Annotated in this window: 8 protein-coding genes and 1 pseudogene; 4 read left to right on the top strand and 5 right to left on the bottom strand. The window is 65.4% G+C overall.

Annotated elements, in window-relative coordinates:
• From ACY693_RS09430 to ACY693_RS09410, 5 genes and pseudogenes are all read right to left on the bottom strand, one after another.
• Positions 1-255, bottom strand: a pseudogene (locus ACY693_RS09430) (energy transducer TonB); the annotation flags it as partial.
• 12 nt (positions 256-267) lie between these two features.
• The gene (locus ACY693_RS09425) at positions 268-702 is read right to left on the bottom strand and encodes an ExbD/TolR family protein (RefSeq protein WP_462321572.1); all 435 of its coding nucleotides are present in this window, start codon (positions 700-702) and stop codon (positions 268-270) included.
• Positions 703-776: 74 nt separating this feature from the next.
• Positions 777-1,166, bottom strand: a complete 390-nt coding sequence (locus ACY693_RS09420; RefSeq protein WP_462321571.1) for an ExbD/TolR family protein — start codon at positions 1,164-1,166, stop codon at positions 777-779.
• Complete coding sequence (locus ACY693_RS09415; protein WP_462321570.1) at positions 1,156-1,812, bottom strand: MotA/TolQ/ExbB proton channel family protein; 657 nt, start codon at positions 1,810-1,812, stop codon at positions 1,156-1,158. Before ACY693_RS09415 ends, ACY693_RS09420 begins: the two co-directional genes overlap by 11 nt.
• Positions 1,809-2,381: a hypothetical protein gene (locus tag ACY693_RS09410; RefSeq protein ID WP_462321569.1), complete on the bottom strand. Its 573-nt coding sequence runs from the start codon at positions 2,379-2,381 to the stop codon at positions 1,809-1,811. Before ACY693_RS09410 ends, ACY693_RS09415 begins: the two co-directional genes overlap by 4 nt.
• Positions 2,382-2,501: 120 nt before the next feature.
• On the opposite strand from ACY693_RS09410, the gene ACY693_RS09405 reads away from it, so the two are divergent.
• The 4 genes from ACY693_RS09405 to ACY693_RS09390 all read left to right on the top strand — a co-directional run.
• On the top strand, positions 2,502-8,057 hold the full coding sequence (locus ACY693_RS09405) for an Lhr family helicase (RefSeq protein ID WP_462321568.1): 5,556 nt from the start codon (positions 2,502-2,504) through the stop codon (positions 8,055-8,057).
• A gap of 124 nt (positions 8,058-8,181) precedes the next feature.
• A complete protein-coding gene (locus ACY693_RS09400; RefSeq protein WP_462321567.1) occupies positions 8,182-8,424 on the top strand; it encodes a ribbon-helix-helix domain-containing protein in 243 nt (80 codons plus the stop codon).
• Positions 8,409-8,747, top strand: coding sequence for a type II toxin-antitoxin system PemK/MazF family toxin (locus ACY693_RS09395; protein ID WP_462321566.1), 339 nt, complete (start codon positions 8,409-8,411; stop codon positions 8,745-8,747). Before ACY693_RS09400 ends, ACY693_RS09395 begins: the two co-directional genes overlap by 16 nt.
• 123 nt (positions 8,748-8,870) lie before the next feature.
• Positions 8,871-9,648 (top strand): DEAD/DEAH box helicase family protein (locus ACY693_RS09390; protein ID WP_462321565.1); only part of this gene is annotated, 778 nt, incomplete at its 3' end.

Below are 9,648 nucleotides of genomic sequence, written 5' to 3'. Positions count from 1 at the left end.
CGCCTCCGACGCAGCCGCCATCGGGCTGACAGCAGAGGCTTCGCTGGCAACCGGCTGCATCACATCCGAGCCAGGCGAGCCGGCACCATCCGCACCCCCTGCGGCAGTCGGGCCGCCGTCACCGATCTCGATGCTGATGCCCGCGGGTGCGATCGCCGGTGGCTCGGCCACCTGCACCAGCGCGAGCGCCAACGCGGCATGCGCTAGGCTGGCGATCATCAAGGCGATCAGCCAATGGCGTGTGGTGATCTCCACGGCTGCGGTGTCTCAGCGGGATGCTTGCTGTGCGAGCAGCTGCAGACGCTCAACCCCGAGCGCGCGCAGTTGCTCGAGTAGCTGGCGTAACTGACCTTGGGTCACCGCGGCGTCCGCTTTGAGGGTGATGCCGATGCGGCTAGCGTCGCCCCCATCCTGAGCCGCGTCCATGGATGTCATTCGCGCCGCGAGCCGCTGGCTGAGCTGGGCTGGCGGGACGCGCTCGCCATCCAGCGCAACCCGCCCCTCGGCATCCATCAGCAGCAGGATTCGCTCAGGCCTGGTCGCTCGGCCTTGCTGCGAGCTCGGCGGCTCGACCAGCAATACCTCGGGGGGCGTGATCTGGCCGGCGATCATGAAAAAGATCAGCATCAGAAAGACGACGTTGATCAACGGGATCAGGGCATCGTCGTTGCGGGCTCGCGGTTGGCGGGTGGTGAATCGCATGGTATTGGTTGGGCCTGATTCCAAGCGGCAAGCGCCGCTGGGTCGCTGGTTGTTTGCCTTGTCGCAGATGAGGCCTACCGAAGTCTCAACACTGGGACACCGGCAGCAGCCAGCTGGTCAAAGACCTGCAAGGTCTTCTGCAAGGGCACGGCATCCGCTGGCTGCAGCCAGACCCGGAGATCCGGCGTCTGCTGCAGTTGCGCGCGCAGCCGATCGGTCAGCGTTTCGGTGGTCACCGGCTCGCCATTGAGGTCGAGACGGCCATCGGCCTGAATCCGAAGCAACAGGGCCGGCTGAAGGTCAGCGCTTGCGCTCTGGGTCTTGGGTGCGTCGAGCGCGACAGCGTGCAGCCGCGTCAAACTCGAGGCGAGCATGAAGAACAGCAACAGGATAAAGACCACGTCGATCAGCGGTGTCAAGCCGATCAGGCGACGGCGCGGCTGGCTCGGGTTCTCAAAGCGCATTGGTTGTTAAGTCTCGCGTGAGCAGGCGCGTGACCGCATCCTCCATCTGATGACCGCAGCGCTCGACCCGGCGTTCCAGCCAGCTATGCACCAATACCACCGGGATGGCGACGCTAAGACCCGCGGCGGTGGTGAGCAGCGCCTGCCAGATGCCACCCGAAAGGACGGCGGGGTCGACCTGACTGCCGGCTAGCTCAAGCTGCTGAAAGGCCTCGATCATCCCAAGTACGGTGCCCAGCAGACCCAAGAGCGGGCTCAGCGCGGCAATCACCTCAAGCGCACGCAGCCAAGCGCGGAGCTGCGCCAGCTGCGCACTGGCGAGGCGTGTTAACTCCTCGCGCAGGAGGCCGAGATCGACAGTGGGCAGCGCGAGTCCTTGCAAGGCTCGCGCAAGCAGCTGGGCGGTCGGTTGAGGGCTACCCTGGAGGGTCGCGAGCGCCCGTTTCGAGTCGCGCTGGTACCAATAGCGCAGCGCCTGCCCAGCAGGCTCGCGGGCATTGAGCTTGAGGCGGGAAAACTGCCACAGTTTCACCAAGGTGATGGCGAGTGCGGCCACGGACAGCAGTAACAGTATCCAGAGCACCGGCCCTCCCTGGCCAAAGGTGTGATGGAATGCTCCCGAAGCAGCGATGGCTTGATCGCTCATTTGAACAGATCGACGTCGAGCTTCGAGGAGAGATCGAGCTGGGAGACGTCATTGGGCAAGGCCCCATCAGGGCTCGACATGGCAAGCACATCATTGATCAGAATGCGTCCGACATCGGTGCATTGGGTCGCAGGAAGATCGAACAGCTTGACGCTGGTCTTGTCCTCGGCAATCGGGGCCGCATCGAGCGTCAGCCGGCGCTGGATGAAGCCCTTGTTGTCGAACAGGACGAGCTCCAACTGCAGCGTCTCGAGCTCATGATCGATTGCATTCTCGAACACAAAGTAGATCCGACAGATCTCATCGACCTGCTCCAGCTTGTTCAGCTCAATGCCGAGTCGACCTTGGTCCTCGGCGCTGGCGCTCTTGGCGTTCGTCGACGACCCGTCAGCCGCGCCGCGCTCGTCGCCTTGGCTCGACGTCTCGGCTGTGTCAGTCTCGGCGAAGACCGCCGGCGGCAAAACCAAGAGGATGGCTGGGATGAGCGCGAGCAAAGCAAGCCAAAGACCGGCAGGGGTCTGTTGGAAACGCGGATCGATCGAAGGCGACTGCAGTATTCGGTTCAACATTGGGTTGAGTCCTTGATCTCGTGATAGGGGGAGGGGAAAGCGCGACTATTATCGCCCGACGCGGGGCGTGGGCCATGGGTTCGTGCGCCGATGATCGGATCTGACCCCACAATAGGGATCATGAAAGCGTTCAGTCCCGCGACGCGTCGCTGGTTCACCCAGCACTTCGACCATCCGACCGATGCCCAGCGGCGCGGTTGGCCGGTGATTGCGAGTGGCCAGCATTGTTTGATCACCGCACCCACTGGCAGTGGCAAGACCTTATCAGCGTTTCTCTGGGCCATCGATCGTCTGCTCGTCAATAGGCTGCGCATCGGCTCCTCGGGTGAGAACCGCCCTGTACCGCTGCGCGGAACCCTTGTGCTCTACATCTCGCCACTGAAGGCACTGGTGGTCGACATCGAGCGCAACCTGCGCGCGCCATTGGCCGGGATTACTCAGGCCGCCGCAGCGCTCGGCAACGGCCACCACGCTGATGCCCTGAGGCCTGATGCCCTGAAGCCACCCGAGGTCGCGATTCGCACGGGCGATACTCCAGCGCGCGAGCGTCAGCGGCAGCTCAAAGCGCCCGCCGAGATCCTGGTGACGACGCCGGAGAGCCTGTACCTGCTGCTCGGCTCGCAGGCCGCTGCGACCCTGAGCGAGGTCGAGACCGTCATCGTCGATGAGGTGCATGCGCTGGCGCCCACCAAACGCGGTGCTCATCTCGCCTTGTCGTTAGAGCGACTGTCGGCACTGGTGACAGAGGCCGGGCACTCGGAGCCACAGCGTATCGGATTGTCGGCGACGATGCAGCCGCTAGCCGAGGCGGCACGTTGGCTGGGCGGCGACCGGCCCGTCGAGATCGTCGATGCCGCGGCACCGCCGAGGCTCGATCTGCGCGTTAGCGTACCGGTGCCCGACATGGAGCGTCCACCGGAGCCCGTCGCCAGGCCCCGCGCCACGCGTGTGCCTGTCGAGCCCGAGGGCGGGCCCATCCTCGGCGCGTTGTTCGCCCGCGAGCAGCAGCATCCAACCGAGAATCGGCAGGCCGAGAAAGGGCTCTGGTCGGCGATCTATCCGGCACTGCTCGACGAGATCATGGCGCACCGCTCGACCATCCTCTTTGTCAACAGCCGTGGGCTCTGCGAGCGGCTATCGCAGCGCCTGAACGCCTTAGCAGCCGAGATCGAGGACGGCCCAGGGATTGAGGATGAGATCCTCGATCAGGATGCGGCAAAGCGTAAGCCCGCCCACTGGCTCGACGGCATCGAGGAGCCGACTGCCCCGCTGCCAGAGCTGGTGCGCGCACACCACGGCAGTGTGAGCCATCAGCAGCGCAACGAGATCGAAGAGGGTCTCAAGCGCGGCAGCCTGAAGGCGATCGTCGCCACCAGCTCGCTGGAGATGGGCATCGACATGGGTGGCGTCGATCAGGTGCTGCTGGTCGAATCGCCGGGCTCGGTGGCTCGCGGGCTGCAGCGGGTCGGGCGCGCCGGCCATGGCGTCGGCGAGGTCAGTACCGGGCGCATCTTTCCCAAGTATCGTGGCGATCTGCTCGAGTGTGCGGTGATCGCCGAACGCATGCTCAAGGGCGAGCTCGAGCCATTTAGGATGCCGCGCAATGCGCTCGATGTGCTGGCGCAGCAGCTGGTGGCGCATTGCGTGATGGCGCCGCGCAGCGTCGATGAGCTGCTGGCGCTGGTCAATCGCGCCGGGCCTTATCGCGAGCTGAGCCGCGCCGCGCTCGAGGCGGTGCTGGACATGCTCTCCGGGCGCTATCCGTCGAGCGACTTCGCCGATCTGCGCCCGCTCTTGGTCTGGGACCGCAGCACCGACCTGCTCAGCCCGCGCAAGGGTGCGCCGATGGTGACGCGGCTCAATGCCGGCACCATCCCGGATCGCGGGCTCTATGCGGTGCATCTCGGCTCGGATGGCCCGCGCATCGGCGAGCTGGACGAGGAGATGGTGTTTGAGACCCGCGCCGGCGAGTGCATCCTGCTCGGCGCTAGTACCTGGCGGGTCGAGGAGATCAGTCGCGACCGCGTGATTGTCTCGCCGGCGCCCGGAGAGCCGGGCAAGCTGCCGTTCTGGCGTGGTGATGGACCCGGGCGACCGGTAGAGCTAGGTCGGGCGGTGGGGGCCTTTTGCCGCGAGGTTGCGGCGCTTAGCGCTCGCCCTGCGCCTGATGATTCCGCCCTTGGGTACCCTAATCCGTCACTCGATTCGGCTCTGCTATCGGACAAGGCTCGGCCAGTAGAACAGGCCGCGCAGTGGATTCGCCAGCGATCACCGCTGGACGCCATGGCTGCCGACAACCTGGCCGCTTACAGCCAAGATCAGCGCGAGGCGACCGGGCAGGTGCCGAGCGCTCGCACTATCGTCGTCGAGCGCTTCCGTGATGAGCTGGGCGATTGGCGGATCTGCATCCTGACCCCGTTCGGCGCGCGCATCCATGGCCCCTGGGCGATGGCGCTGCAGTGGCGCCTCGAGCGCCGCGAGGGTTTTGAGGTGCAGGTGATGTATACCGACGACGGTATCGTCCTGCGCCTGGCCGATGGCGACGAGCTGCCGGATCTCACCGAGCTGCTGCCTGACCCGGATGAGATCGAGGACCGCGTCACCGAGCAGCTGGTCGACACCGCGCTGTTCGCCAGCCTGTTTCGCGAGAATGCCGGCCGCGCCCTGCTGCTGCCCCGGCGCTCGACCAAAGGTCGTCAGCCGCTCTGGGCGCAGCGGCTGAAGGCGCAGAACCTGCTCGCCGTGGTGCGCCGCTATCCGGCCTTCCCGATCGTGCTCGAGACCTATCGGCAGGCGCTCAGCGATGTCTTTGATCTGCCCGGTCTCAAGGAGGTCTTGAGCGCCATCGGCTCACGCGCCATCCGCGTGCATGAGGTCGAGACCCGCAGCGCGTCGCCATTCGCGCGCTCGCTGGTGTTCGCCTATGTCGCGGCCTACATCTACGAGCAGGACGCGCCGATTGCCGAGCGTCGCGCACAGGCCCTGACGCTCGACCGCGGTCTGCTTGCGGAGCTTCTGGGCGAGGCCGAGCTGCGCGCGTTGATCGATCCTGAGGTGCTGGAGGCGTTAGAGCGCGAGCTGCAGCATCTGGCGCCCTTGGGTCGTGCGGATGATGGTGGTGGGGCAGACGTTGGGTCGACGACCCAGTCTGGTGCCGGATCTGGCGCTGAGTCTGCTGCTGGACCTGATACCAATGCCGATGAGGCGGCTGATGTTGGAGCGGATGCCGGAGCTGATGCTGGAGCGGATGCCGGTGTTGATGCTGGAGCGGATGCTGGAGTTGATGCCGAAGCTGATCGCGAGTCTGGTTCCCGCGTGAATCCGGGTGCGATCGATCGGCGAGCGCGGGATGTAGACCAGCTGCAGGATCTGCTACGTCGCCTTGGTGATCTCACCGAGTCTGAGCTTCTGGAGCGGTGTCGGCTACCGCCTATCTCAACGGCTGGAGCAGCGACGGAGGCCGCTGCCCGAACGCTCTCCGCCTGGCTCGATCAGCTTCGCGATCAGCGCCGTGCCGCGCAGGTGCGCATCGCCGGCGAGCGACGCTGGATCGCGGCCGAGGAGGCCGGGTTATATCGTGATGCGCTCGGCTGCGTGCCGCCCGCAGGCCTCCCTGATGCGTTTATCGGTGCCACTGAGGCGCCGATGGAGGATCTGCTGCGTCGCTATGCTCGCACCCATGGTCCCTTTACGACCACGGAGCCGGCGCGTCGATTCGGGCTGCGCGCGGCCCAGCTGGAGCCGGTGCTGAGGCTGCTCGAGTCGCAAGGCGCGCTCGTGTCTGGCGAGATAAGGCCCAGCGGCAACACTCCTGAGTGGTGCGATGCCGAGGTCATGCGCCAACTGCGGCGCCGTACCCTGGCGCGCGCGCGGGACCAGGTTGCGCCGGTCGACGGCGCGACGCTCGGCCGCTTCCTACCGGCCTGGCACGGCATCGGCGAGGGTCGCAGGGGGCCGGAGCGGCTGTTGGAGGCACTAGTCCAGCTCGAAGGCCTGAGCCTGAGCTGGCGCCAGCTCGATCGCGTGCTGCTGCCAGCGCGGGTGCCGGGCTATCGCAGCGAAGACCTCGATCTCCTCGCCGCTAGTGGCCAGATCATCTGGGTCGGTCGGGGCGCGGCAGGACCCAAGGACGGCCGCATCGCGCTCTATCGGCCTGAGCAAGCGGCGCTGGCGCTTGAGCTTGGGGTGGCAGCGGTCGAGCCCGGCGCCGGACGCGGCTCTGGCGTTGGCCCTGGCGCCTTGACACAGGGCTTGGAGTCCAAAGGCAGGCAGGCGAGATTTGCAACCAGCGCTTCTGATGACGTCGCGCTATCAGACCCTATCAGTGCCGGTCAAGAGGAGCCGCTGCAGGCCGAGCCGGCGAGGGTGCTCGCCGAGCTGATCTTGGCGCACCTCAGCCGTCGCGGCGCTTGCTTTCTCTTCGAGCTGCAGCAGGTCGCCGAGCGAGCGATGACCGAGCAAGCCGGCAGGCGGGCGATTGGCGGCCAGCTTGATCAAGGTGCCTTTGAGAGCGCCCTTTGGGATCTGGTCTGGGCCGGTCGCATCACCAATGACACCTTCGCGCCGCTGCGCTCGCTTGGCGCCAGTCGATCGAAGACCTCGCGTCCGCGCAGGCGAGGGCGTTTTCGCGCAGGCGCCATGGCAGGCAACAGCACCTTCGGGGGCGGGCTTGCGGGTGGGCGGTGGTCTTTAGTCAGGGATCTCGCCGGCGTCGATGTCCGGCTCGCCGATCAGGCCGCGACTGGATCTGCGGTTGGCTTCGACCCCTCTCCGTGCCAAGACGAAGGCGCCTTCCCAGTCCCGGGCGAGAATGCAGTGGCTCCTGCCTCAAAGGCCACCGAGCGCTTGCTCGCGCAGGCGCGGATGCTGCTGGAGCGCTACGGCGTGCTGAGCCGCGAGGCCGTTGCGGCCGAGGACCTGACCGGTGGCTTCGGCCCGCTTTATAAGGTGCTGAAGCAGATGGAGGAGGTGGGTCAGGTGCGCCGCGGCTACTTCGTCGAAGGGCTATCCGGGGCCCAGTTCGCGCTGCCCGCTGCAATCGACCGCCTGCGCGCGGCCAGACTCGATGAGCCTCCGCTTGATGGCTTCGCCCCAGTCGATGTCCGCATCCTGGCGGCGATTGATCCCGCGAATCCTTACGGCGCCTTGCTGCCCTGGCCGGAGGTTGCTCGTGCCGGATGGAGCCTGCCCGATGTCCCGCGTGGTAGCGGCCTCGAGCAGGCCACGTCCAAGGCTAGCGGCGCCGACACCCAATCTGGCGCCGGACCGTCCAACAAGGCTGCTCGCGAGTCTGGTCTCCAGTCTGGTCAGCCGAGCCCAAAACGCCTCGCTGGCGCCTGGGTGATTTTGGTCGCCGGTAAGCCGATCGTCTATGTCGCCGCCAGCGGCAAGCAGATCCTGACCTTCCCGGATGCGGTCAGTGATGACGGCAATGAGCTCGAACTGGCGCTGGCGGCGCTACCGCGCGTGCCCTCGGCTGGCCGCAAACGGCTGCTGATCCAGCACATCGATGGGCTGCCAGCACTAGAGTCACCTTTGCGCGAAGCCTTGCTCGCCGCTGGCTTCGAGGCCGATTACGATGCCCTGGCGCCTGCACGCTTCGCAACAGACGTTGCCAGCAAGCGCGGCACTGGCCGCGACCCTAATGCGATCTCATGCGCTGGGCCGCGCCGCTAGTTCCACTCCCTTTAGACGCAAGGCTAGTCCAGGTCGGCATGGCAAGAGCCTGATTAACGACCTCGCCTTGCCACGATGCCAACCTGGGGTATGATGTTTCGTCATACCAAAGAGGACCACTGTCATGAGTCAGACGAAGGTAGCAATCACTATCGAGGAAGGTGTCCTTGCCAAGGTCGACACCCTGGTGAGACGTAAGGTCTTTAGCAATCGGAGCCGCGCCATCCAGGAGGCCGTGGTCGAGAAGCTGGAGCGGCTGGAGTGCAACCGCCTCGCTGAGGAGTGCGCCAAACTGGACCCTGCCTTTGAGCGGGCCATGGCGGACGAAGGGTTGTCTGAGGATCTGGATGCATGGCCAAGCTATTGAGGGGCGAGATTCGCTGGGCGGATCTCAATCCGACCATTGGGCGCGAGCAATCCGGTGAGCGCCCGGTGCTCATTCTGAGCCAAGACATCTTCAATGAGCGCTCCGGTACTGTCATCGCAATGGCGCTGACTAGCCAAGCGCAGCGTGCAGGCTTTCCTTTGACACATGAGATCCTGGCTTCCAAGCTGCCAAGGCGGTCGTGGGTCAAGATCAGTCAGATTCGAACACTCTCGACCGAGCGCATCGGCAAGAAGATTGGTCGCCTCAGCCCAGACGAGCTTGCCCATGTCATCGAAGGGCTGAATGAGATTATTGGCGGTTAATCGCTTTGGCGTTCCGACTGAGTGCACCTTCGGTCGCAGAGGACTTGCCAGACCCAGGCATCTCGTCCTAAATGCCACTCGGCCTGCCAGCGGGATAGGCCTGACGATTTAAGGAGCGGTGTTTTGGACAACCCATTCTTCGAGCAGCCGATACTCAACTCGCCCTACGCCGGCCCGAGCCGCCACTGGGAGCTGGACGCGCAAGGTCAGCCGACGCAGAAGATCCTTCAGACGCGGCGCCCGGCAGAGTTCATCACGCCGATCCCGCAGCCGAAGAAGCGCAAGGGACAGCCGCAGCAGCAAGACCTCCTGTTCGACGAAGGCCAAGGGCTCTCCAGCCAAGATCAGCGCTACGCCCATACCGCCATCATCAACGGCGTGCGCGAGCAAGTCGACCGCTGGCGTCTGCTGCCCGAGCACCAATGGCGCGTGACCCCGGAGACAGCGCGGCTTCTGAAGCATTGGCGACAGCATCCGTTCTCGGGCATCCGGCCCTTCTTTTGCCAGGTGGAGGCGGTCGAGACCGCCATCTGGCTCATCGAGGTTGCGCCGCAGGTCGGCAAGCTCGGGCAGCGCTATCTGGAGCACCTGCACGACGCCAGCGAGAACGCCAACCCGGGCCTCGCTCGTCTCGCGCTCAAGCTCGCCACTGGTGCCGGCAAGACGACGGTGATGGCGATGCTCATCGCCTGGCAGAGCATCAACGCGGCGCGTCGTCCGCAGAGTAAGCGTTTCAGCCGCGGTTTCTTGATCGTCGCGCCCGGCTTGACCATCAAGGATCGTCTGCGGGTGCTGCTGCCGAACGATCTCGATAGCTACTATGCCAACCGCGAGCTGGTGCCGACGGATCTGATGCCGGAGCTGGAGCGCGCCAAGATCGTCATCACCAATTACCACGCCG

The organism is Halochromatium sp. (genome assembly GCF_054919635.1).
This window is presented reverse-complemented; position numbering and strand designations above follow the sequence as displayed.